This window comes from Lysobacter sp. 05T417, from assembly GCF_056396405.1.
The window spans coordinates 328,651-352,201 of record NZ_JBFTLK010000006.1; the positions used below are offsets into that span (position 1 = coordinate 328,651).

Below are 23,551 nucleotides of genomic sequence, written 5' to 3' on the forward strand. Positions count from 1 at the left end.
GGGCGTACTGCCTGTACGGTTGCAGTCGAAATCATTCCTCGAATCACTCCTCAAGAGGGCAGTTGCGGTGGCGGAAGCGAATCGCTGGGTAGTACTCAAGTTCGGCGGCACATCAGTGTCTCGCCGCAACCGTTGGGACACCATCGGACGCCTCGCCGGAAAACGCATGGCCGAAGAGGGTGTGCGCGTGCTGGTCGTGGTCTCGGCGCTGTCGGGCGTGACCAACGAGCTGCAGGCCATTGCCAATGGCGATGGCGTCGCTGCCAGGGTGTCGGCACTGGTCGAACGCCACCGCGCGTTCTGCGCCGAGCTCGACCTGGATGCCGACACCGTGCTGGGCGAGCGTCTTGCGCTGCTGCAGGCGCTGGCCACCGATGCCCGCGCCAGCGAGCGCACGCTCGACTGGCAGGCCGAAGTGCTGGCGCACGGCGAGCTGCTCTCGTCGACGCTGGGCGCTGCTTACCTGCGCACGCAGGGGCACGACTTTGGCTGGTGCGACGCGCGGCAATGGCTCGATGCGGTGTCGCTGCCCAATGCCAGCCCGTGGGCGCAGCGCCTGTCGGTGAACTGCCGGCTCGATGGCGATGGAAGCTTCAACAAGCGCTTCTCGGCGCAGCCCGCGCCGATGCTGATCACCCAGGGCTTCATCTCCCGTCATGGCGACGGTGGCACGGCGATCCTCGGCCGTGGCGGCTCCGATACTTCGGCGGCGTACTTCGGCGCACTGCTCAAGGCGCAGCGCGTGGAGATCTGGACCGACGTGCCGGGCATGTTCAGCGCCAATCCGCGCGACGTGCCCGAAGCGCGCCTGCTCACCCGCCTGCACTATGCGGAAGCGCAGGAAATCGCCACCACCGGCGCCAAAGTGCTGCACCCGCGTTCGATCGCGCCGTGCCGCGACGCCGGCGTGCCGATGGCGATCCTCGACACCGAGCGCCCGGACTTGCCGGGCACGCGCATCGACGCGACCGCGGCCACGGTGCCGGGGGTCAAGGCCATCAGCCGTCGCAACGGCATCGTGCTGGTGTCAATGGAAAGCATCGGCATGTGGCAGCAGGTCGGCTTTCTTGCCGACGTGTTCGAGCGCTTCAAGCGCCATGGCCTGTCGATCGACCTGATTGGCTCGTCGGAAACCAACGTCACCGTCTCGCTCGATCCCAGCGAGAACCTGGTCACGACCAACGTGCTCGAAGCACTGAGCGCCGACCTGGCCGAAGTCTGCCGGGTCAAGGTGATCGCGCCGTGCGCGGCGATCACCCTGGTCGGTCGCGGCATGCGCTCGCTGCTGCATCGCCTTTCCGACATCTGGGCGACGTTCGGCCGCGAGCGCGTGCACCTGATCTCGCAGTCGTCCAACGACCTCAATCTGACCTTCGTCATCGACGAGGCCGATGCCGACGGCCTGCTGCCGCACCTGCACGCCGAGCTGATCCGCTCGCGGGCGATGCCGGTGCGCGATGCCAGCGTGTTCGGCCCGAGCTGGCGCGAGATCGCCCACGGCAAGCCGCAGCGTGCGCCGGCCTGGTGGCGCGGTCGTCGCGAGCAGCTGCTGGCGATCGCAGGGCAGGGCACGCCACGCTATGTCTACGACCTGGCGACGGTGCGCGAGCGTGCCCGTTCGCTGACCGCGTCGGTCGCGGTAGACCGGTGCTTCTACGCGATCAAGGCCAACCCGCACCCGGCGATCCTCAAGGCGATCGCAGGCGAGGGCTTCGGCCTGGAGTGTGTGTCGCAGGGCGAGTTCGAGCACGTGTTCGCCTCGCTGCCCGAGCTGGCGCCCAACCGCGTGCTGTTCACTCCGAGCTTCGCGCCACGCCGCGAATACGAGGCGGCATTCGCGCGCGGCATCATCGTCACGCTCGACAACATCGAAGCGCTGCAGCGTTGGCCGGACGTGTTCCGCGGCCGCACGATCTGGCTGCGCATCGACCTTGGGCATGGCGAAGGTCACCACGAGAAGGTGCGCACCGGCGGCGTGGCGGCCAAGTTCGGCCTGCCGATGACGCGCTTCGATGCCTTCATCGAGGAGGCGCGCAAGCTCGACGTGCGCATCAGTGGCCTGCACGCGCACCTGGGCAGCGGCGTCGAGGATCCGCGGCACTGGCGTGGCGTGTACGCGCACCTGGCCGGCCTGGCCGACAGCGTCGGCACGATCGAGACCATCGACATCGGTGGCGGCCTGCCGATCCCGTACACGCCCGAGTCGCCCGAGTTCGACCTGGCGCTGTGGCGCGCCGGGCTGGAGGAGATCAAGTCCGCGTACCCGCGCTTGGGCCTGGTGATCGAGCCCGGCCGCTACCTGGTGGCCGAGAGCGGAGCGCTGCTGCTCGCGGTCACCCAGGTGATCGAGAAGGACGGCGTGCTGCGCATCGGCTGCGATGCCGGCATGAACGCGCTGATGCGCCCGGCGATGTACGAGGCCTACCACGGCATCGTCAACCTGAGCCGCCTCGACGATGGCGAGACTGCGACGTTCGACGTCGTCGGTCCGGTCTGCGAGAGCAGCGACGTGCTCGGCCGCGGCCGCACGCTGCCGGTCGACACCGTCGAAGGCGACGTGATGCTGGTCGCCGACGCTGGCGCCTACGGCATGGCGATGGCCAACACCTACAACCTGCGGGCCCTGCCGGCAGAGGACGTAATCGAATGAGTGAGTGGAAATTCAAACGCGACGCCATCCGCGCGTTCCGGTTCGTGCGCTGCGATTTCGACGCGCAGACCGGAGTGGCGCAATTGGTATATGCCTTCGACGATGGCCCCGAGCTGATCGAGACGGTGACCATCCCCGGCGCGCCGTTCGTGCTCGAAGGCGAGCGAGCGGCCGCGGTCGAACGCACGCTGCGCCTGCTGCACCTGTTCACTGGCGTCAGCTACTACAAGGCGGCGGTGCCCGGGCAGATCCTGATCGACAGCTACGACATCGATGCCGACACCGCGGCGCTGCTGGAGCTGCTGTACGTCAACGGTCTGGGCGAGTTCGCCTACCGCAACGGTTTGAACCTGCACGGCAAGATCAATTTCCCGGTGGGAAAGCCCTCCCCTTCAAGGGAAGGGTTGGGTGGGGATGGGTTGCCGGCTGCGGCCGGGCCGGGAGCACCCGTGCTCGGCCTCAAGCACCACGCCCTCGTCGCCATCGGCGGCGGCAAGGACTCGCTGGTCAGCATCGAGGCGCTGCGCGCGCTGGGCGTCGACCAGACCGTGACCTGGATCGGCGGCTCGCAGCTGATCCGCGCCTGCGCCGAACGCACCGGCCTGCCGACGTTCAACATCGGCCGCTCGCTGGCGCCGCAGCTGTTCGACTACAACCGCGAAGGCGCCTGGAACGGCCACATCCCGGTGACGGCGATCAATTCGATGATCATGCTGTTCGCCGCGCTGCTGCTGGGCGTCGACCAGGTGGTGTTCTCCAACGAGCGTTCGGCCAGCTACGGCAGCCTGATCGAGGGCACCGGCGAAGTGAACCACCAGTGGTCCAAGGGCTGGGCCTGCGAGTCGGCCATCGGCGATCACGTGCAGCGCCACATCGCCGCCGACCTGCATTACTACTCGCTGCTGCGCCCGCTCAGCGAGCTGGCCGTGGCCCGTCAGTTCACCCGCACCGACCGCTACGACGCGCACTTCAGCAGCTGCAACCGCAACTTCCACATCCTCGGCGAACGCCCGGCCAATCGCTGGTGCGGCGTCTGCCCTAAGTGCCATTTCGTCTTCCTCGCGCTGGCGCCGTTCATGTCCAAGCCGCGGCTGGTGGGCATCTTCGGCCGCAACCTGCTCGACGATCCGGCGCAGACCGCAGGCTACGACGCATTGCTCGAGTACCAGGACCACAAGCCGTTCGAGTGTGTCGGCGAAGGCCGCGAGTCGCGCGCTGCCATGGCGGCGCTGGCCGTCCGGCCGGAATGGCGCGAGGACGCGCTGGTCGAACGCTTCGCCACCGAGATCCGCCCGCAGCTCGGCGGCGACGATCTGCGCATCGAACCGCTTCTGGTCATCGACGACGAGCAGCGCATTCCGCCTGCGCTGTGGGAACGGCTGCGTGCGCATCTGGCAGCTTGAGGGCCGCAAGGTCGCGCTGTGGGGCTGGGGCCATGAAGGCCGCGCCGCCTATCGCGCAATCCGGTCGCGCCTGCCCGGGCAGGCGCTGACCCTGTTCTGCTCGCGCGATGAGGCCCTGGAGGTCGCAGCGCTTGCCGATTCGAACCTGGCCACCGAGACCGAAGCCAGCGCCGAGCGACTGTCGGCATTCGACGTGGTGGTGAAGTCGCCGGGGATCAGCCCCTACGGGCCCGAAGCCGGCGCCGCGGCCGCACGCGGCACGCGCTTCATTGGCGGTACCGCGCTGTGGTTCGGCGAGCATGCCGGCAGCGACGGCGTCGTCGCCCGCACGATCTGCGTGACCGGCACCAAGGGCAAGAGCACGACCACGGCCCTGATTGCGCACCTGCTGCGCAGCGGCGGCCACGTCACCGCGCTGGCCGGCAACATCGGCATGCCGCTGCTCGAGCTCCCCGACTCGCCGCAGCCTCCGGAATTCTTTGCGATCGAACTGTCCAGCTACCAGACCGGCGATGTCGCCGCCAGCGGCGCGCATCCGCAGGTCGCGGTGGTGCTCAATGTGTTTCCCGAACATCTCGACTGGCATGGCTCGCACGAGCGCTATGCCGCTGACAAGCTGCGCCTGTTGACCGAAGCGGCGCCCGTGATCGCGGTGCTGAACGCCAACGACACGCGCCTGCTGGCCGCAGGCAATACCGCGCGCGATGCAGGAACGGACGTGCGCTGGTTCGGTGGCCGCACCGGCTGGCATCTGCGCGAGGACGCGCTGTACCGCGGCGACACCTGGGTCATGGACACGCGCAGCCTGCCGCTGCCGGGCCGCCATAACCGCGGCAACCTCTGCGCCGTGCTGACCGCGATCGAAGCGCTCGGCCTCGACGCCGTGGCGCTGGCCCCGCATGCGGCCGATTTCCAGCCGCTGCCGCATCGCCTGCAGACCATCGGAACGCGCGACGGCATCACCTACGTCAACGACTCGATCAGCACCACGCCGCACGCCAGCCTGGCCGCGCTCGACTGCTTCAGTGATCGTCGCGTCGCCTTGCTCGTCGGTGGCCATGACCGCGGCCTGCCGTGGGAAGAATTCGCCGAGACGATGCGCACGCAGGCGCCGGCGGCAGTGATCACGATGGGCCAGAACGGGCCACGCATCCATGCGCTGCTGGCGGCCGTGGCCGACGGATCGGGATTCCATCTGAGCGCCGCGAACGACCTGGCCGATGCAATGGCGCAGGCGAGTGCGGTGCTCGGCCATGAAGGTGTCGTCCTGCTCTCTCCGGGTGCGCCGAGTTTTGGCCCCTACCGCGACTACGTTGCGCGCGGCCGCCATTTCGCCGAGCTGGCCGGTTTCGACCCCGACATGATCAGCGCCATCCCGGGGATCGGCATCGCCTGAGGCCGGAAGCGCCCGCGGCCTCCCGTGGCGCGGGACTTCACGCGTCGAGTACAGGCACCGGTTAGGCTCGCGCGCAATCGCCGTCGTTCGACGGCCTTGGCAAGGGGAGCTTCCATGCAACGCCTGCTGCTAGCCGCAATCGTGTCGCTGTGCGCGCTGCCTGCGCACGCAGCGATGGTCGAGACGCCGGTCGACTGGGCGATCGGCAAGGACCGCTTCACCGGCGTCCTCGTCTACGACGGCACCAACGCGATCAAGCGCCCGGGCCTGGTGATGGTGCCGAACTGGAAGGGCATCAATCCTGCGGCGATCGAGAAGGCCAAGCAGATCGCTGGCGACGACTACGTTGTGCTGGTGGCCGATGTCTACGGCAGCAAGATCCGGCCGAGCACCGACGAGGAGGCGGGCAAGGTCGCCATGCCGCTGCGCGAGGATCGCGCCACCCTGCGCGCCCGCGCCGAGAAGTCGGTGGCGGTGCTGAAGGAACAGGCCGGCAAGGTACCGCTCGATGCCAGCCGCATCGGTGCGCTGGGCTTCTGCTTCGGCGGCACGACCGCGCTGGAACTGGTCCGCGGCGGCGACCAGCTGGCCGGCGTGGTCAGCCTGCACGGCGCGTTGTCCACGACGATGCCGGCCAAGGACGATGGCGCGCGGACACCGCTGCTGGTGCTCAATGGCGCCGACGACCGCAGCGTCACCGACGAAGACATCGCCGCATTCGAGAAGGAAATGGACGCGGCCGGCGCCGACTGGCAGTTCGTCAACTTCAGCGGAGCGGTTCACTGCTTCGCCGAACCCGAAGCCAACAATCCGCCGGGCTGCGTCTACAACGAGCGCGCCGCCAAGCGCGCCTACGAGATGATGTTCGACTTCTTCCGCGAGCGCTTCGCGAGGAAGTAGACCGGCCGGGCCAGCCGCTGGCAGGTGCTCGCGCGCCGGTCAGTGATCGCGGCTGACCGCGTAACGCGCCAGTCCGCGCAGCGCCGCCGTGTACTCGTTGTCGTCCAGCGCATCGAGCGCACGCTCGGCGGCCTGTGCATATTCGGCGGCGCGGCGGCGGCTGTAATCGAGACCGCCGGTGGCATTGATCGCGGCCAGCACCTGCGGCAGCGCGCCGGTGTCGCCCTGCTCGATGGCGGCGCGAAGCACGGCACGGGTCGCCTCGTCGCTGTGGGCGATGGCGTGGATCAGCGGCAGCGTCGCCTTGCCCTCGGCGAGGTCGTCGCCGAGGTTCTTGCCCAGGGTCTGCGCGTCGGAGGCGTAATCGAGGACGTCGTCCGCGATCTGGAAGGCGTAGCCCAGGTTGAGGCCGTAGTCGTGCAGCGCATCGCAGGTGGCGGCGTCGGCGTCGCAAAGCAGCCCGCCCAGGCGCGTCGCGGCGGCGAACAGCACCGCGGTCTTGCGCTCGATGACGCGCAGGTACGCGGCCTCGTCGGTATCCGGATTGCGCACGTGCAGCAGCTGCAACACTTCGCCTTCGGCGATGCGATTGGTGGTGTCGGCGAGGATCTGCATCACCGCCATCCGCTCCAGCTCGACCATCAACTGGAAGCTGCGCGAGTAGAGGAAGTCGCCAACCAGCACGCTGGCGGCATTGCCCCACACCGCGTTGGCGGTGCGACGGCCACGTCGCAGGTCCGACTCGTCGACCACGTCGTCGTGCAGCAGGGTCGCGGTATGGATGAATTCGACCACGGCCGCCAGCTGGTGGGCGTCGGCGCCGATGCCCTGGCCATTGCGGCCACCCAGGGAGCCGGTCGCCAACAGCAACAGCATCGGCCGCAGGCGCTTGCCGCCGGCGCCGACGATGTACTCGGCCACCTGGTTGATCAGGACCACGTCCGAGGCGAGCCGGCGCCGGATCAGCGCATCGACTGCCGCCATGTCCTCGCGGGCCAGGGCCTGGATGGCGACCAGGTCGGGGACGGCCAGGAGCGTGGGGCTGGTTTGCATGGGCGGACCGCGTCGGTTGGGCCTGGGATTATAAGGGTCTGGTCCGGGCCCAATGCCGGGACATTCAGACGAATCTGATGTCCCGCCCCGGGCCGCGTGGACAATCTGAGGCCCTCCGGAGCCGTGGTACGAGCGCTCCGCTGGCGAGAAACCCGAATGCATGATCTCCACGGCGCGAACGTCATCGACCTGCGCTCGCGTCGCGGCCTTTCGCCCGGCGGCACGCGCTGCGCGATGCCGGACGCGCCGCCCGCCGAGGCACCGGTGGAACCGCCAGTCGAGCGGCCGACTGGGTCGCCAGCCGACCCACAGGTCCTGCTGCCGGCCTGGCCCGGGCGACGCTTTGTCGACCTCGTCGCCGAATCGGTACGCGAGGTCGCCATCCGCGACGGCCACGCCATTTTCCAGTTGATGGCCCACGCAGTCGTCCAGCACCTGGCCGCGGGTGCGCGGACGCGTGACCGCGGCGAGTCGGTGGACGCGGCCCTCGATGGCGTGCTGAGCCTGATCTCGCAGGAGTTGCAGCGCCAGGTGTCCCGCCCGGGGGCGCTGCCGAATCCACTTGCCTGACGGCCTGCCGAAGGATGCGGCAAGCGCGCGGTCGGGCACCGTTCTCGACGCCCACGGAGGTGCAGTCATGGAAGACGCCAGCAAGTTCACGCCGGAAGTCCAGCAGATGAATGCCGACGAGCTCTCGGTGCCCTCGGGCGTCGGGGCCGATCCGGCCGCGTTCGAGATCCTCAGGCTGTGGGTGGCCCACGGTCGCCTGTCAATGAACCTGCGCCACGATGTCGAAGGCGACGCGGAGGATTTCGGCATCCTGCTGGCCGATCTGTTCAGTCATGCCTGCTGCAAGTACGCGCAGCGAAGCGGACGCCCCCTGATGGAATGCCGCGAAAGCATGCTGATGGGGTTCCTCCAGCACACCCATGCCCGGCTCCGCCGCGGCGGGGTGTCCGAGCATTGAGGGGCATGGCCGGAGGGGTGCTGGCCCGCCGGTCAGGGGGCCACGCGAATCCACTGGCGGCGGTGCCCTGGCCCGGTCCGGCCGGCTCGAGGGGGCTGCTATGATGGCCGTCGATCCGGCGGTGCCAGACCCCTGCGGTGGGCACCGGCCGGCGCTATCCCATTGATTGAACAATCCTGACGAGAGGGCACGCATACCCATGGCACGTGGCATCAACAAGGTGATCCTGGTCGGCAATCTCGGTGACGATCCGGAAACCAAGTACACCCAGGGCGGCATGGCCGTGACCAAGGCCCGCCTGGCCACCACCAGCGTGCGCAAGGACCGTGAGGGCAACACCCAGGAGCGCACCGAGTGGCACCGGGTGACCTTCTTCGGGAAGCTCGGCGAGATCGCCGGCGAGTACTTGCGCAAGGGCAGCCAGGTCTACGTCGAAGGCTCGATCCGCTACGACAAGTACACCGGCCAGGACGGCGTCGAACGCTATTCCACCGACATCATCGCCGACGAGATGCAGATGCTCGGCGGCCGCGGTGAAGGCGGCGGCGGTGGCGGCGGTGCCAGTCGTGGCGGCGGCGATCGCAGCGAGCGTCCGGCACGCGCGCCGGCACGCCAGGAATCCGCGCCGCGTCGCGAGGCTCCGGCAGCCAAGTCGAACGACTTCGCCGACGATTTTGCCGACGACGACATCCCGTTCTGAGTCCGGACGGGCCGTCTCGAACTCGCTGTATTGATCTCGCTGTCTTGATCTCGCAGTCTTGATCTGGCCGTCTCGATCGAGCCGAATTGAATCCGCACTGATTCTGGAGCTCCTTAGGTGCCAACCTGGCTTGTGACCGGCGGCGCCGGTTTCATCGGCGGTAATTTCGTTCTGGATGCGGTCAGGCGGGGTGTCACGGTCGTGAACCTCGATGCCCTGACCTATGCCGGAAACCTGGACACACTGAGGTCCATCGACGGCAATCCGCGCCATGCATTCGTGCATGGCGACATCGCGGACGCCGCGCTCGTGGAGCGGCTGCTCCGCGAGCGCCGTCCGCAGGCCGTGATCAATTTCGCTGCCGAGAGCCACGTCGACCGCTCCATCGACGGGCCGGCCGCATTCGTGCAGACCAACGTGGTCGGCACGCTCGCGCTGCTGGAGAAGACCCGCGACTACTGGAAGGCGCTGGACGAGTCCGCGCGCGCTGCGTTCCGTTTCCTGCATGTGTCGACCGACGAGGTCTATGGCACGCTCGGCGAGACCGGCAAGTTCAGCGAGACCACGCCGTATGCGCCGAACTCGCCCTATTCGGCATCGAAGGCCGCGTCCGACCACCTCGTCCGGGCCTTCCATCACACCTACGGCCTGCCGGTCCTGACCACGAACTGCTCGAACAACTACGGTCCGTACCAGTTTCCGGAGAAGCTCATTCCGCTCGTGATCGCCAAGGCGCTGTCGGGCGAACCGTTGCCGGTGTATGGAGACGGCCGCAACGTTCGCGACTGGCTCTACGTTGGCGACCACTGCGCCGCGATCCATCGCGTGCTCGAGGCCGGTCGCGTCGGTGAAACCTACAACGTCGGCGGCGATGCCGAGCGCGAGAACATCGACGTGGTACGCATCATCTGCAGGCTGCTGGACCAGCGTCGCCCACTCGCCGATGGCCGCGGCCGCGAATCGCTGATCACGTTCGTCGCCGACCGTCCGGGTCATGATCGTCGCTATGCCATCGATGCGGGCAAGCTGCATCGGGAGCTGGGCTGGTCGCCTACGGTCACGTTCGAGCAGGGCATGGAGCAGACCGTCGAGTGGTACCTGCAACACCAGCCGTGGGTACAACGGGTACTCGACGGAAGCTATCGACTGGAACGCATAGGCCAGGGCTGAGGACGCGCGCATGAACCGCAAGGGCATCATCCTGGCCGGCGGCACCGGTACCCGGCTGTATCCGATCACGCAGGGCATCAGCAAGCAGCTGCTGCCGGTGTACGACAAGCCGATGATCTATTACCCGCTCAGCGTGCTGATGCTGGCGGGCATCCGCGACGTGCTGATCATCAACACCCCGCACGAGCAGTCACTGTTCCGCAACTTGCTCGGCGACGGCTCGCAGTGGGGCATGAACATCGAGTATGCCCAGCAGCCGAGCCCGGATGGCCTGGCGCAGGCTTACCTGATTGGCCGCGATTTCGTCGCCGGACAGCCGAGCTGCCTGGTGCTGGGCGACAACATCTTCCACGGCCCCGGGCTGACGGCCATGCTCAAGCGCGCCGATGCGCGCGACCTTGGCGCCACCGTGTTTGGCTACTGGGTCCGCGATCCCGAGCGCTATGGCGTGGCCGAGTTCGACCAGGCCGGCAAGGTGGTCGGGCTGGAAGAGAAGCCGGCCCATCCGCGTTCGAACTACGCTGTGACCGGACTATATTTCTACGACGGCCGCGCCAGCGATTTCGCCTCCGAGCTCAAGCCCTCGCCGCGAGGCGAGCTTGAAATCACCGATCTCAACCGGCGCTACCTCGAAGAGGGCTCGCTGCACCTGGAGCAGCTCGGCCGCGGTTATGCCTGGCTCGACACCGGCACGCATCAGTCGCTGCTCGAAGCCTCGAACTACATCGAGACGATCGAAGCGCGGCAGGGCCTGCGCGTGTGCTGCCCGGAGGAGATCGCCTGGAACAACGGCTGGATCGATGCCGAGCGCCTCAACGAACTGGCACGTCCACTGGCCAAGAACGGTTACGGCCAGTACCTGCTGAGCCTGGCCGAGCGGGGCTTCGTGCCGTGAAAGTGATCGAGACGGATCTGCCCGGCTGCGTGGTGATCGAACCGCGCGTGTTCGGCGACGACCGTGGCTACTTCTTCGAATCGTTCAACCACGACAAGCTGGCCGCGCACGGCCTGCAGCCACCGCAGTTCGTGCAGGGCAATGTGTCCTCTTCCAGTCGCGGCGTGCTGCGCGGCCTGCACTACCAGTGGCCCAACCCGCAGGGCAAGTACGTCTCGGTGGTCGAAGGCGAGGTCTGGGACGTGGCGGTGGACATCCGTCGCGGCTCGCCGCACTTCGGGCGCTGGACGGCTGCACTGCTGAGCGCGGAGAACAAGCGCCACATGTGGATTCCGGAAGGCTTCGCCCACGGGTTCGTGACCCTGAGCGAGCGTGCGGTGTTCACCTACCTGTGCACCGCGACCTACGACGCCCAGGCTGACGCCGCCATTCGCTGGAATGACGCCCGCCTGGCGATCGACTGGCCGGTGAGCGACGTGTCGCTGTCGGGCAAGGACGCGCGAGCGCCGTTCCTGGAGGAGATTGCCGAGGACCGCCTGCCGGTCTACGTGCCATGAGGTTGCTGGTCACCGGTGCGAATGGCCAGGTGGGCCATGAGTTGCTGCGCAGCCTGGCGCCGCTGGGCGAAGTGGTCGCGACCACGCGCAGTGGCGAGCTGGAAGACGGCGCTGCCTGCGAACGCCTGGACCTGTCCGACCTCGACGCGATCGCGCCGCTGCTGGATCGCGTGCGTCCCGATGTCGTCGTCAACGCCGCGGCCTACACCGCGGTCGACCGTGCCGAGGACGATGCCGAGGCCGCCTTCCGCGCCAACGCCGGAGGCCCGGGCCGGCTCGCCATCGAGTGCGCCGCGCGCAACATCGCGCTGGTGCATTACTCGACCGATTACGTCTTCGACGGGCAGGGCAGCCGCCCTTACCGCGAAGACGATGCGACCGCGCCGATCGGCGTCTACGGCCACAGCAAGCTGGCCGGCGAGCAGGCCATCGCCGCCAGCGGCGTACGACATCTGATCCTGCGCACGGCGTGGGTGTACGGCCTGCACGGCGCCAACTTCCTGCGCACCATGCTGCGCGTCGGCGCCGAGCGCGATGAATTGCGCGTGGTCGCCGACCAGCGCGGCACGCCGACGCCGGCCTGGCTGATTGCCGACGCGACCGCCGCGATCCTGCGCCAGGGGGTTGCCGAGTCGGGCCTCTTGCATCTCGTGGCCGGCGGCGAAACCACATGGCACGGCTTTGCCGATGCGATTTTTGACGAGGCGATGGCCGCCGGCCTGGTGTCGCGTCGCCCCGCCGTGACGGCCATCGCCACCGCGGATTATCCGACGCGCGCGAGTCGACCAGCCTATTCCGTGCTCGATACCCACCGGCTGCGCCAGCAGTTCGGCGTCGAACCGCCCGACTGGCGCAAGGCCCTGCACGCGACCCTCGTCGGCGCCAGGGTTTGACGTTTCCCGTGTGGAGCTTGCAGCCCGGGATCGGGTAGGCTCCGCAGGCGCGCTTGGGGGCCAGGCTGGTCGGGGCGCGCCAACACAGTCACGGGGAAGGAAGATGAAGCAAGCCGTATTGCTGGCAGCGCTTGTCGCGCTGATGCCGGTCGCACCCGCAATGGCCGCCGATGGCGGCGTCGATGTCGGGGCCTTTGTCCGCAAGGACCAGTTCACCGACGTGAAGCTATCGCCGGGGGGCGAGTACTTCGCGGCGACCATTCCGCTGGAAGACCGCACGGCGCTGGCGGTGATCCAGCGTGGTACCAACAAGATCACTGGCAGTTTCAAGCTGGAGCGCAATTCGCACGTCGCCGATTTCACCTGGATCAGCCGCGATCGCCTGCTGATCAGCATCGCCGACCGCTTTGGCGAACTGGAACGGCCGCAGCTGACCGGCGAACTGATTGCGATGAATGCCGACGGCAGCAAGACCGAGATGCTGGCCGGATTCCGCGTCGACGATGGCGGCCTGGGCACGACGATCAAACCCAAGAAGGGCAGCGACAAGATCGCCGCTTTCCCGATCGACGTACCGTTCAGCGAAAGCCGCACGGCGCTGGTCTCGACGATTCCCTTTGGCCCGGATCCGTTCACCTCGATCGAGAACATCGACGTGTTTACCGGCAGGCGCGCGCGAGTGGCCCTGTCGCCGGTGCGGTCGGCCAAGTTCTACACCGACAACAAGGGCCAGGTGCGTTTTGTCTCCGGGTCCGAGTCCGACAACATCAGGAAGCTTTACTACCGGGCCGGCGAAGGCGAAGGCTGGACGCCCTACGGTATCGAAGACACCGTCACTGGCCAGTTCGAGTACCCGATCGGCTTCTCCGCCGACGACAAGATCGTCTACCTGCGCGCCGACCAGCTGAAGGGGCCCGACAAGATCATCGCGCTCGACCTCGCCACTCGTGAGCGCAAGGTTGTGCTGGCCGACGACGATGTCGACCCGGACCAGATCATCTACCGCAACGGCACGCGCACGCCGATCGGTGCGCATTTCATGGACGGAAAGCCGCGCACGGCGTTCTTCGACGAGACTTCGACGGAGGCCAAGCTGTACCACAGCCTGGAGTCTGCATTTGCCGGCAACCGGGTCGAGATCACCTCGCAGACCACTGACGGCAGCCTCGCACTGGTGCAGGTGTCCAGCGACCTCAATCCGGGCGACTTCTACCTGTTCGACACCGTCAACAAGAAGGCGTCGCACGTGCTGGCACGGCGCCAGTGGTTCGACCCCGACAGGATGGCGCCGATGCAGCCGGTCACCGTGGCGGCACGCGACGGCCTCAAGTTGCATGGCTACCTGACCACGCCCAAGGGCAGCAGCGGCAAGGGCCTGCCCCTGATCGTGATGCCGCACGGTGGTCCGTTCGGCGTCCACGACGAGTGGGGCTTCAACGACGACGCGCAGATGCTGGCGGCGGCGGGTTATGCCGTCCTGCAGCTCAACTACCGCGGCTCCGGCGGTTACGGTCTGTCCTTCCAGCAGGCTGGCGCGCGGCAGTGGGGCGGCACGATGCAGGATGACCTGACCGATGCGACGCGATGGGCGATTGCCCAGGGTGTTGCCGACAAGGATCGCATCTGCCTGTACGGCGCCAGTTATGGCGGCTATGCCGCGCTGATGGGCGTGGCCAAGGAACCGACGCTGTACCGCTGCGCGGCTGGATACGTTGGTGTGTACGACCTGCCGAAGATGCAGGCGGACGACGCCCGCACCGGCAAACGCTTTGGCAACTGGTCGGCAGACTGGGTCGGCAAGGACCAGGACCTTGGCAAGGTATCGCCCAACCGCCTGGCCGAGCGCATCAAGGTGCCGGTGTTCCTCGCCGCAGGTGGCGAAGACGAAACCGCTCCGATCGAGCACAGCAAGATGATGGAGCAGGCGCTGCGCAAGGCAGGCACGCAGGTGGAGACCCTCTACTTCGATACCGAAGGCCACGGTTTCTATCTGCCCGAACACCAGAACGAGTTCTACACCCGCCTGCTGGCGTTCCTCTCGCGCAGCCTCGGCGGTGCAGTGGCGACCACCAGCACGGGTGCCGCCAAGTCGGCGAAGTAAGCGTTCGCGGAAGCAAGGCTGACACAAAAAAAAGAGGGGCTGCCTGGCAGCCCCTTTTTCTTGCGGGTCAGATCGCGCGGATGTCGCCGGCAAACCGGCACCCGCCACCGCCTCATTTCACGCCGTGCATCATCCTTCGCAGCATCGGCGAAGCGATCAGCGCAACCACGGCCCAGCCGATGCCTATCCACATCATCAGCCAGAACAGGCTTTCGTACTTGCTGCCGGCAACGGCGAAGTCGAGCGTGGCGCCTTCGGGGATGTCGATCGCGGCGAGCTTGCCGAACAGCGCGGCAAGCGTCTCGGAGAATGCGGTGGCCAGGAACCAGGTGCCCATCATCAGGCTGACCACGCTCTTGACCGACAACTGCGTCACCGCGGCCAGGCCGACCGGCGCCAGGCACATCTCGCCGATCTCCAGCACCAGGTAGGCCAGCACCAGCCACCACACGCTGGCGACTTCGCCGGTGGCGCCGGCGCGCTGCGCCGCCCAGGCCAGCGGGATGAAGCTCAGGCCTGCAAACAACAGGCCGAAGGCCGACTTCACCGGCTTGGACGGGTCCATGCCGCGACGGTCGAGCACATCCCACAGGCGGCCGAACAACGGCGCCAGCAGCACCAGGAACAACGCGCCCAGGTAGGTCAGCGAACCGGCGGTCTGCGGCAGCACCAGGCAGTCGCGCAGCAGGAACACCAGCATCACCAGCACCGCCGAGGCGAACAGCAGCTTGGGCATGCGCGATTCGGGATGGCGATCCGACAGCGACGCCGAGACCATGAACGCCAGCGGCGCCAGCAGCAGCGAGATCGTCGACCACGGCCACGGCGTGCCTTCGCGGATTACCAGCGAAGGCGTCACGTCCTTGGTCAGCATGCGATCGGTGAAGGTGACCCACGAGCCATAGGTCTGCTCGTACAGGGTGAAGAACACCAGGCACATGAAGATCATCGCCATCAGCGAGATCATCTGCTGGCGTTGCACCGGCGTGCAGCGCGCCGTGACGAACCAGGCGAACCAGCCCAGCACCGCCAGCATCACCAGCACCATCAGCAGCAGCGCCAGTGATATCTCGCCGCCCAGGGCGAAGCGGCCGTTGGCCACCGCCCACATCAGCGATGCGACCGGCACCAGGCCGAGCATCGTCCCCAGGTAGATCGCCCATTCGCGCGGCAGGCCGAACAGGCGCTCGCGCAGTCGCGCCGGATCCGGCGGCTCGGCGTGGCAGTGCAGGTATTTCTGACCCCACAGGAATTGCCCCAGGCCCAGCAGCATGCCGATGCCGGCCGCGCCGAAGCCCCAGCTCCAGCCCAGCGTCTGGCCGAGGTAGCCGCACACCAGCGACGCGAACAGCGCGCCGAGGTTGATGCCGGCATAGAACAGCGAGAAGCCCGAGTCGCGGCGCGGGTCGTTGTCGGGATAGAGCCGGCCGACGATGGTGGAGATGTTGGGCTTGAGGAATCCCACGCCCAGGATGATCAGCGACAGCGACAGGTAGAACACCCGCAGCGAGGCCTCGTCGCGCACGACCGCGCCGTTGACGATCTGCGCGGCATGGCCTTCGACCGCCATGCCCAGGTGGCCGGCCACCAGCAGCAGGCCGCCGAACACCACCGCCTTGCGCATGCCCAGAAAACGGTCGGCCAGCAGGCCGCCGACCACCGGCAGGCAGTAGACCAGGCCGCCATAGGCGCCGAGCACGTCCAGGCCGGAGCGGTCGCCGAATTTGTGGTGCTGCAGCAGATACAGCAGCAGCAGCGCCTTCATGCCGTAGAAGGAGAACCGCTCCCACATCTCGGTGAAGAAACAGACGTAGACGCCCTTGGGGTGGCCGAAGAGCTCGTCGCGGGTATCGCGGACGACCACGTCGCCGGGCAGGGCAGGGGCAGCGATGGTGGACATGGACGATCCGTGACTGACGTCGCCGAATTCTAGGGCCAAGACCGCCCCGGCGCGCGCCGCGCCTGGACGCCAGCGCCCCTGTGGCCTCCATGTACGGCGCGCCGGCCGGTCTGCAATACTCGCCCGAACTTGAGCCAGGGGCCCTATCCAGTGACCAGCACCAGCCTGCCCGACGCCGCACCACGCACCGAACTGACCGTGCGCAGCCTCATCCTCGGCGTCGTCATCACGCTGCTGTTCACCGCGGCCAACGTCTTCTTCGGCCTCAAGGCCGGCCTGACCTTCGCCACCTCGATCCCGGCGGCGGTGATCTCGATGGCGCTGCTGCGCAACTTCAAGGACTCCACGATCCAGGAAAACAACATCGTGCAGACCGTCGCCTCGTCGGCGGGCACGCTGTCGTCGATCATCTTCGTCCTGCCGGGCCTGGTGATGATCGGCTGGTGGACCGGCTTCCCCTACTGGGAGTCGTTCGCGATCTGCGCCCTGGGCGGCATCCTCGGCGTGATGTATTCGATCCCGCTGCGGCGCGCGCTGGTCACCAACTCCGACCTGCCGTACCCGGAAGGCGTGGCCTGCGCCGAAGTGCTCAAGGTCGGCAGCAGTGGCGACACCGCCACCGCTTCCGGCGCCGAGGAAAGCCGCTACGGGCTGCTGGCGGTGGTCTGGGGTTCGGTGGTGGCGGCCGCGTTCTCGCTGATCGTCGCCACGCGCATCTTCGGTTCGAACGTCGGCGCGTATTTCCGCATCGGCGGTGATCGCGGCGGCGTCACCGGCTTCGATTTCACACTGTCGATGGCGTTGCTTGCCGTCGGCCACCTGGTCGGCCTGTGGGTCGGCGTGGCGATGGGCGTGGGCGCGCTGATCGCCTGGGGCTGGGCGGTGCCGCATTACTCGGCGCTGGCCGCCACGGCCGGCCCTGCGGCCGACCTGGGCCAGGCGACGTGGGCGACCTACGTGCGCTTCATCGGCGCCGGCACGATTGGCGTTGCCGCGATCTGGACCCTGGCCAAGCTGGTCAAGCCGGTCGCCAGCGGCCTGGCTTCGGCGATGGCCGCTTCGCGCGTGCGCAAGGCCGGCCAGGCCGGCTTGCTGCCGCGCCAGGAACAGGACATCCCGATCGGCGTGGTCGGCATGATCTCGGTGGCCTGCTTCATCCCGATTGCATTCCTGCTGGGTCACTTCGCGCTTGGCAGCGGCCTGGGCGAGCACATGTGGAAGCTGGTGATCGGCGGGTTGCTGTACGTCATCGTGATGAGCTTCCTGGTGTCGGCGGTGTGCGGCTACATGGCCGGCCTGATCGGTTCGTCCAACAGCCCGCTGTCGGGCATCGGCATCCTGGTGGTGATCGGCGCGGCGTTGCTGCTGGTCTTCGGCATCAAGCCGCTGCTGGCGCCGGGCAACGAGAAGGGGCTGGTCGCGTTCGCGCTGTTCGTCACCGCCGTGGTCTTTGCGGTGGCGACGATCGCCAACAACAACCTGCAGGACCTCAAGACCGGCCAATTGGTGGATGCGACGCCGTCCAAGCAGCAGTGGGCGCTGGTCGTGGGCGTGCTGGCCGGCGCGGCGATCATCCCGCCGATCCTCGACCTGCTCAACCAGGCTTACGGCTTCACCGGCGCGCCGGGTGCGGTGCCGGGCCGCGCCTTGGCCGCGCCGCAGGCGGGCCTGATTTCGGCGCTGGCGCAGGGCGTGATCCAGGGCAACATCGACTGGAGCCTGATCCGCATCGGCGCCTACATCGGCGCCGGCCTGATCGTGATCGACAGCGTGCTGCGCCGCACGACCAAGTCCGCGCACCTGTCGCCGCTGGCCGTTGGCCTGGGCATCTACCTGCCGACCTCGGCGACGCTGATGGTGGTGGTCGGCGCCGTCATCGGCTGGCTCTACGACCGCCGCGCCGAGCGCAGCGCCAAGCCCGAGTCGACCAAGCAGATGGGCGTGCTGCTGGCCTCGGGCATGATCGTCGGCGAGGGCCTGATCGGCGTGGCGATTGCCGCGATCGTCGCCTTCTCCGGCAAGGACTTCCCGCTCGGCCTGGTCGGCGACGACTTTGCCGGCCCGGCGGTCTGGATCGGTGGCGCGGCCTTCGTCGCGGTCGTGTTCGTGCTGTACCGCTGGGCGGAGCGGGTGAGCGCCAAGGCAGCAGCTGCCTGAGTCGCTGAACAGGGCTGATTGGCCGCAGGGCCGGCCAATCGGCAAATGCGGCAACGGCGGCGGGCACTCTGGCCTTTGCGGCCGCCGTCACGGGGCCCTAACATCGACGGTCTTTGTACCCCGGGGTCTGTACCCGATGGAGCCGTCATGACGTTTCGCCGCGCCCTCCTGCCGCTGATGTTGGCGGCTGCGCTTTCACCCCTTTCCGTCTCGGCCGCCCCGCGCGGCTTCGAAGTCCGCGACATGGCCACGCTTGACCGCGTGTCCTCGCCGACGCTGTCGCCCGATGGCCGCCGCGTCGTCTTCGCCAAGCGCGTGGTCGATTTCGCCGCCAACAAGGGCGCCTCCTCGCTGTGGATCGAGGACCTGTTCGCGCGTGACGCCGCGCCGCCGGTGCGCCTGACGCCGGAAGGCTGGAACGTCAATTCGCCGAGCTTCTCGCCCGACGGCAACACTGTGTACTTCCTCAGCGGCAAGTCGGGCAGCCAGCAGCTGTACTCGATTGCGGCCAGCGGCGGTACGCCGAAGCAGGTGACGGCCTTCACCACCGACGTCGGCGGCTACAAGCTCTCGCCCGACGGCACGCGCGTCGCCTTCAACGCCGAAGTGTTCGCCGACTGCAAGGGCGACTTCGCCTGCTCGCAGAAGCGCGTCGACGAAAAGGGCAAGCAGAAGACCAGTGGCATGGTGTTCGACCGCATCTTCATCCGTCACTGGGACACCTGGAGCGACGGTCGCCTCAATCGCCTGTTCGTGACGACGCTGGCCGACAAGCCGGCCACCACCGCGACCCTGGTCAGCGGCGAAGTGATCGGCGACGTGCCGTCGCGGCCGTTCGGTGACAGCAGCGAATACACCTGGGCGCCCGATGGCCGCAGCCTGGTGTTCAGCGCCCGCATCGCCGATGCGAAGGAACCGACCTCGACCAACTTCGACCTGTACCAGGTCAATGCCGACGGCACCGGCGCAGCGAAGAACCTGACCCCGTCCAACCCGGCGTGGGACACCGGTGCGACCTTCAGCGCCGACGGCAAGACCCTCTACTACCGCGCGATGAAGCGTCCCGGCTTCGAGGCCGACCGCTTTGCCCTGATCTCGCTCGACCTGGCCAGCGGCCAGCGTCGTGAGATCGCGCCGCAGTGGGACCGCTCGGCGGATGGCATCAACCTGTCGGCCGATGGCAAGAGCATCTACACCACCGCGACCGACATGGGCGAGCACCCGCTGTTCGCGGTCGACATCGCCAGCGGCAAGGCCAGCAAGCTCATCGGCGACGGCACCATCTCGGCTATCGACCTGGCCGGCCCGACGCTGGCGCTGACGCGCAACTCGCTCAAGAGCGGCGACGTGCTGTACACCACCAGCGCCGATGCCACCGCGCCGCTGCGCCCGATCACTGCCACCACCGGCGAAACCCTGAAGGACGTCGCCTTCGGTGATTTCGAGCAGTTCAACTTCAAGGGTTGGAACGGCGACACGGTGCACGGCTACGTGGTCAAGCCGTGGAACTACGTCGAAGGCAAGAAGTACCCGGTCGCGTTCCTGATCCATGGCGGCCCGCAGGGCAGCTTCGGCAACGGCTGGAGCTACCGCTGGAATCCGCAGACGTACGCGGGCCAGGGCTACGCCGTCGTCATGATCGACTTCCACGGTTCCACCGGTTACGGCCAGGCGTTCACCGACGCGATCAGCCAGCACTGGGGTGACCGTCCGCTGGAAGACCTGCAGAAGGGCTGGGCCGCGGCGCAGCAGAAGTACGGCTTCCTCAACGGCGACAAGGCCTGCGCGCTGGGCGCCAGCTACGGCGGCTTCATGGTCAACTGGATCGCCGGCAACTGGAACCAGCCGTGGAAGTGCCTGGTCACCCACGACGGCGTGTTCGACCAGCGCATGATGGGCTTCGCCACCGAAGAACTGTGGTTCACCGAGTGGGAGCAGGGCGGCAGCGCGATCGACAAGGCCGCCAACTACGAGAAGTTCAACCCGGTCAACCACGTCAAGGATTGGCGCGTGCCGATGCTGGTCGTGCACGGCCAGCTCGACTACCGCATTCCGGTCGAGCAGGGCATCGGCGTGTTCACCACGCTGCAGCTCAAGGGCATCGACTCGAAGTTCCTGTACTTCCCGGACGAGAACCACTGGGTGCTCAAGCCGCAGAACAGTGTGCAGTGGCATGACACGGTCAATGCCTGGCTGAAGCAGTACATCGGCGAGTAACACTTCGGGCCCCTCTCCCGCATGCGGGGGAGGGGTTGGGGTGAGGGGGAGGGGTTGGGGTGAGGGCGATGCGTCAGCGCAACAGCGCCCCCGCCTCCTGGACCAGCGCCGCGAACAACGCCTGCGCGCGCCGATGCTTCAGCAACGGCGCACCTTGCCCGGCCCAAAGCGAAATCATGTCGCCGCGCCCCTGCGCCGCGGCCGTCGCCTTGAACGTGCCGGTGAACCAGTTCTGGATCGGGTAGGGCAGCGCTGTCACACCCTCCCATTCATCGACGAAGCGATTGCGGATGCCGCGCGCAAGCCGCCCGCTGAAGGCGCGCGTCAGCGCCGTGTACCGGGCCTCATCGGTGAACAACATCGCGCGATGCAACCCGTTGGTGCCTGACTCCTCACAGGCCAGGAACGCCGTGCCGATCTGCACACCCTGCGCACCGAGCGTCATCGCCGCGGCAACACCGCGACCATCGGCGATGCCACCGGCGGCGATCACCGGCGTCGCAACGCGATCGACCACCTGCGGGATCAGCGCGAACGTCCCGGTCAACGAATCCTCGGCCGAACGCAGGAACGACACCCGGTGCCCGCCGGCCTCGAAACCGGTCGCAACGATGACGTCGACGCCGGCCTGGTCCATGGCGATGGCTTCGTCGAGGGTGGTGATGGTGCCCATCGTGGCGATCTCGCGTCGGCGGCATTGGGCGAGAATGTCGGCGGAGGGAATCCCGAAGACGAAGCTCATCACCGGCGGCCGCGCATCGAGCATGGCCTGCACCTGGTCGTCGAAGCGCTGGCCATAGCGATCGGGCATAGCCGGTGGCGTCATGCCGAGCGCATCGTAGTAGGGACGGAACCGTTCGATGGCGTCGGCGAACTGTTCGCTCGTCAGCCGGTCGCCGCCGGGGTCCTGGTTCGACACCCACAGGTTCAACGCGAACGGGCGCTGCGTGCGCGCGCGGACCTGCTGCGTGAGCTCGCCCAGCTTCTCCGGGGCGAGGTGGTGTGCGCCGAACGATCCCAGGCCGCCGGCGTCGGAGACCGCGACCATCAGGTCGACCGAGGACAGCCCGCCGCCGAACGGCCCCTGCACGATCGGGTAGCGCAGGCCGAGGCGCCGTGTGAAGTCGTTGTCGTGCCACATGGAAATGCTCCATTGCGGGAGGGGGCGGCTGGGCGGAAGGCCAGCACCTGGGGCAACTGTAGGGGCGACCTCGCAGCGGTCACATGAAGGCGGCGCGTGCCGAGCGGGGCGGCTACCCGGATTCAGCGATCCAACGGGCTCACCACACCGTGGCCGCCGCGGTTGAGCACATGGGTATAGATCTGCGTCGTGCGCACGTCGGCGTGGCCGAGCAGTTCCTGGATCGTGCGCAGGTCGTAGCCTGCTTCGAGCAGATGCGTCGCAAACGAGTGACGCAGCGCGTGACAGGTGGCTGGCTTCGCCGTGCCGGCCCGCAGCGACGCCGCCTTCACCGCGCGCTGCAGGCCTTTCTCGTCGCGGTGATGCCGCCTCACCACGCCCGAAGCGGGGTCGACGCTTCGTGTCGTCGCAGGGAAGGCGTACTGCCATCCGAACTCCCGTGCGGCATTCGGAAATTTGCGCGCCAATGCATCGGGCATCCAGACCTCACCGAAGCCAGTTGCAAGGTCGCGCCTGTGCAACGCGCGTGCTTCGTCCATCTGCGCTTGCAGGCGAACGCCGAGCGCCTGCGGCAGCATCGTTCGCCGGTCCTTGCCGCCCTTTCCCTGGCGCACCACCAGCTCGGATCGCGCGATGTCGACGTCCTTGACTCGCAGCCGGACGCACTCCATCAGCCTGAGGCCGCTGCCGTAGAGGAGCGACGCCATCAGTCCGTGCACACCGGACATCTCGCCGAGCAGGGCCGCCATTTCGGATCGCGACAGAACCACCGGGAGCCGCTGCGGCTTCTTCGCGCGTCGGATCTCTTCCATCCAGGGGAGTGACTGACCGAGCACTTCGCGATAGAGGAAGAGCAGGGCAGCCAACGCCTGGTTCTGGGTGGAGGGCGACACGTTGTCGCGCACCGCCAGCAGGATGAGGAACTGCTCCACTTCCCGGGCCCCCATCTGGTCAGGATGACGCTTGCCATGGGCCAGGACATACCGGCGTATCCATCCGACGTAGGCCTCCTCGGTTCGCCTGGCCATGCCCAGGCGCCGCATCCGCTCGCGGACCCGATCGAGCAGGCGTGGTGGGCCAGCCGGTGGAGCGATCGCAGGCCTGGTTGTCCCGTCCGTGGGCGGGTGATAGCGTCGCATCGGGGAATCCTGAACACTTTGACCGAGCGACAGGTTAGGCGCCGGCGTTAGGCACCTCTACCCGAGACAAGCCGTTGTTTCGTGTAGGGAAGTACTGACGGCGGATTGTTCAACAAAATTGATAGACACCAGGCTTAGGCCCCAGTCTGTCGTCGAATAAATAGTTAGGACTGTAGTCGCAACGTTGCGGCCGGTCCGGGATCGACGCGCTGTCGTGTCTGAGGTCATCGCGCTCTTGCTTCGGTTGCGCGCACAACGCCCCCAGCCGGCACCATTGACACCGTGTATTGCCCGCTTCGGCCCGGCCCAGAT

Annotated in this window: 18 protein-coding genes; 14 read left to right on the forward strand and 4 right to left on the reverse strand. The window is 67.6% G+C overall.

Going from position 1 to position 23,551, the window contains the following annotated elements; genetic code table 11:
- Positions 1-67: 67 nt before the first annotated feature.
- The 4 genes from AC1DER_RS13500 to AC1DER_RS13515 all read left to right on the forward strand — a co-directional run bounded on the left by AC1DER_RS13500 (position 68) and on the right by AC1DER_RS13515 (position 6,349).
- Positions 68-2,650, forward strand: a complete 2,583-nt coding sequence (locus AC1DER_RS13500) for a bifunctional aspartate kinase/diaminopimelate decarboxylase (protein WP_477243305.1) — start codon at positions 68-70, stop codon at positions 2,648-2,650.
- Positions 2,647-4,053 carry a UDP-N-acetyl-alpha-D-muramoyl-L-alanyl-L-glutamate epimerase gene (gene murL / locus AC1DER_RS13505; RefSeq protein ID WP_477243303.1) on the forward strand — a complete coding sequence of 469 codons (1,407 nt, stop codon included), beginning with the start codon at positions 2,647-2,649 and terminating at the stop codon, positions 4,051-4,053. The genes AC1DER_RS13500 and murL overlap by 4 nt, the downstream gene beginning before the upstream one ends.
- On the forward strand, positions 4,034-5,449 hold the full coding sequence (murD, locus tag AC1DER_RS13510; RefSeq protein ID WP_477243301.1) for a UDP-N-acetylmuramoyl-L-alanine--D-glutamate ligase: 1,416 nt from the start codon (positions 4,034-4,036) through the stop codon (positions 5,447-5,449). Before murL ends, murD begins: the two co-directional genes overlap by 20 nt.
- A gap of 114 nt (positions 5,450-5,563) precedes the next feature.
- Positions 5,564-6,349: a dienelactone hydrolase family protein gene (locus AC1DER_RS13515; protein ID WP_477243299.1), complete on the forward strand. Its 786-nt coding sequence runs from the start codon at positions 5,564-5,566 to the stop codon at positions 6,347-6,349.
- 39 nt (positions 6,350-6,388) lie between these two features.
- Here the strand turns inward: AC1DER_RS13515 and AC1DER_RS13520 are convergent, their stop codons facing one another.
- The gene (locus AC1DER_RS13520; RefSeq protein ID WP_477243297.1) at positions 6,389-7,402 is read right to left on the reverse strand and encodes a polyprenyl synthetase family protein; all 1,014 of its coding nucleotides are present in this window, start codon (positions 7,400-7,402) and stop codon (positions 6,389-6,391) included.
- 156 nt (positions 7,403-7,558) lie between these two features.
- Here AC1DER_RS13520 and AC1DER_RS13525 point away from each other — a divergent pair, with 156 nt between their 5' ends.
- The 8 genes from AC1DER_RS13525 to AC1DER_RS13560 all read left to right on the forward strand — a co-directional run bounded on the left by AC1DER_RS13525 (position 7,559) and on the right by AC1DER_RS13560 (position 14,685).
- The gene (locus AC1DER_RS13525) at positions 7,559-7,972 is read left to right on the forward strand and encodes a hypothetical protein (protein WP_477243295.1); all 414 of its coding nucleotides are present in this window, start codon (positions 7,559-7,561) and stop codon (positions 7,970-7,972) included.
- A gap of 67 nt (positions 7,973-8,039) precedes the next feature.
- Complete coding sequence (locus AC1DER_RS13530) at positions 8,040-8,369, forward strand: DUF5076 domain-containing protein (protein ID WP_477243293.1); 330 nt, start codon at positions 8,040-8,042, stop codon at positions 8,367-8,369.
- A 199-nt stretch (positions 8,370-8,568) separates the two neighbouring features.
- The gene (gene ssb, locus AC1DER_RS13535) at positions 8,569-9,069 is read left to right on the forward strand and encodes a single-stranded DNA-binding protein (RefSeq protein WP_477243291.1); all 501 of its coding nucleotides are present in this window, start codon (positions 8,569-8,571) and stop codon (positions 9,067-9,069) included.
- A gap of 117 nt (positions 9,070-9,186) precedes the next feature.
- Positions 9,187-10,239: a dTDP-glucose 4,6-dehydratase gene (gene rfbB, locus AC1DER_RS13540; RefSeq protein WP_477243289.1), complete on the forward strand. Its 1,053-nt coding sequence runs from the start codon at positions 9,187-9,189 to the stop codon at positions 10,237-10,239.
- Between the two features lie 10 nt (positions 10,240-10,249).
- The gene (gene rfbA, locus AC1DER_RS13545) at positions 10,250-11,134 is read left to right on the forward strand and encodes a glucose-1-phosphate thymidylyltransferase RfbA (RefSeq protein ID WP_477243287.1); all 885 of its coding nucleotides are present in this window, start codon (positions 10,250-10,252) and stop codon (positions 11,132-11,134) included.
- Positions 11,131-11,691 carry a dTDP-4-dehydrorhamnose 3,5-epimerase gene (gene rfbC / locus AC1DER_RS13550; protein WP_477243285.1) on the forward strand — a complete coding sequence of 187 codons (561 nt, stop codon included), beginning with the start codon at positions 11,131-11,133 and terminating at the stop codon, positions 11,689-11,691. Before rfbA ends, rfbC begins: the two co-directional genes overlap by 4 nt.
- On the forward strand, positions 11,688-12,584 hold the full coding sequence (rfbD, locus tag AC1DER_RS13555; RefSeq protein ID WP_477243283.1) for a dTDP-4-dehydrorhamnose reductase: 897 nt from the start codon (positions 11,688-11,690) through the stop codon (positions 12,582-12,584). The genes rfbC and rfbD overlap by 4 nt, the downstream gene beginning before the upstream one ends.
- A 103-nt stretch (positions 12,585-12,687) precedes the next feature.
- On the forward strand, positions 12,688-14,685 hold the full coding sequence (locus AC1DER_RS13560; RefSeq protein WP_477243281.1) for an alpha/beta hydrolase family protein: 1,998 nt from the start codon (positions 12,688-12,690) through the stop codon (positions 14,683-14,685).
- Positions 14,686-14,797: 112 nt separating this feature from the next.
- On the opposite strand, the gene AC1DER_RS13565 is transcribed toward AC1DER_RS13560, so the two are convergent.
- Entirely contained in the window at positions 14,798-16,585 is a 1,788-nt protein-coding gene (locus AC1DER_RS13565; RefSeq protein ID WP_477243279.1) for a peptide MFS transporter, read from the reverse strand.
- Positions 16,586-16,735: 150 nt separating this feature from the next.
- Between AC1DER_RS13565 and AC1DER_RS13570 the strand changes: the two genes are divergently transcribed.
- Together AC1DER_RS13570 and AC1DER_RS13575 are read left to right on the forward strand one after the other, a co-directional pair.
- Positions 16,736-18,742, forward strand: a complete 2,007-nt coding sequence (locus tag AC1DER_RS13570; protein WP_441817314.1) for an OPT family oligopeptide transporter — start codon at positions 16,736-16,738, stop codon at positions 18,740-18,742.
- 147 nt (positions 18,743-18,889) lie between these two features.
- Positions 18,890-20,959 (forward strand): S9 family peptidase, encoded by a 2,070-nt coding sequence (locus AC1DER_RS13575; protein ID WP_477243276.1) that lies wholly within the window; start codon positions 18,890-18,892, stop codon positions 20,957-20,959.
- A gap of 73 nt (positions 20,960-21,032) precedes the next feature.
- Here AC1DER_RS13575 and AC1DER_RS13580 read toward each other — a convergent pair whose 3' ends face one another.
- Both AC1DER_RS13580 and AC1DER_RS13585 read right to left on the reverse strand, forming a co-directional pair.
- On the reverse strand, positions 21,033-22,100 hold the full coding sequence (locus tag AC1DER_RS13580; protein ID WP_477243274.1) for an NAD(P)H-dependent flavin oxidoreductase: 1,068 nt from the start codon (positions 22,098-22,100) through the stop codon (positions 21,033-21,035).
- 122 nt (positions 22,101-22,222) lie between these two features.
- The gene (locus AC1DER_RS13585; protein ID WP_477243272.1) at positions 22,223-23,239 is read right to left on the reverse strand and encodes an integron integrase; all 1,017 of its coding nucleotides are present in this window, start codon (positions 23,237-23,239) and stop codon (positions 22,223-22,225) included.
- Positions 23,240-23,551 lie beyond the last annotated feature (312 nt).

Bases quoted from the DNA above. Each gene is read 5' to 3' on its own strand.
- murL (WP_477243303.1), top strand. From the start codon at position 2,647: ATGAGTGAGTGGAAATTCAAACGCGACGCCATCCGCGCGTTCCGGTTC.
- AC1DER_RS13515 (WP_477243299.1), top strand. From the start codon at position 5,564: ATGCAACGCCTGCTGCTAGCCGCAATCGTGTCGCTGTGCGCGCTGCCT.
- AC1DER_RS13520 (WP_477243297.1), bottom strand. From the start codon at position 7,402: ATGCAAACCAGCCCCACGCTCCTGGCCGTCCCCGACCTGGTCGCCATC.
- AC1DER_RS13525 (WP_477243295.1), top strand. From the start codon at position 7,559: ATGCATGATCTCCACGGCGCGAACGTCATCGACCTGCGCTCGCGTCGC.
- AC1DER_RS13530 (WP_477243293.1), top strand. From the start codon at position 8,040: ATGGAAGACGCCAGCAAGTTCACGCCGGAAGTCCAGCAGATGAATGCC.
- ssb (WP_477243291.1), top strand. From the start codon at position 8,569: ATGGCACGTGGCATCAACAAGGTGATCCTGGTCGGCAATCTCGGTGAC.
- rfbA (WP_477243287.1), top strand. From the start codon at position 10,250: ATGAACCGCAAGGGCATCATCCTGGCCGGCGGCACCGGTACCCGGCTG.
- rfbD (WP_477243283.1), top strand. From the start codon at position 11,688: ATGAGGTTGCTGGTCACCGGTGCGAATGGCCAGGTGGGCCATGAGTTG.
- AC1DER_RS13560 (WP_477243281.1), top strand. From the start codon at position 12,688: ATGAAGCAAGCCGTATTGCTGGCAGCGCTTGTCGCGCTGATGCCGGTC.
- AC1DER_RS13565 (WP_477243279.1), bottom strand. From the start codon at position 16,585: ATGTCCACCATCGCTGCCCCTGCCCTGCCCGGCGACGTGGTCGTCCGC.
- AC1DER_RS13575 (WP_477243276.1), top strand. From the start codon at position 18,890: ATGACGTTTCGCCGCGCCCTCCTGCCGCTGATGTTGGCGGCTGCGCTT.
- AC1DER_RS13580 (WP_477243274.1), bottom strand. From the start codon at position 22,100: ATGTGGCACGACAACGACTTCACACGGCGCCTCGGCCTGCGCTACCCG.
- AC1DER_RS13585 (WP_477243272.1), bottom strand. From the start codon at position 23,239: ATGCGACGCTATCACCCGCCCACGGACGGGACAACCAGGCCTGCGATC.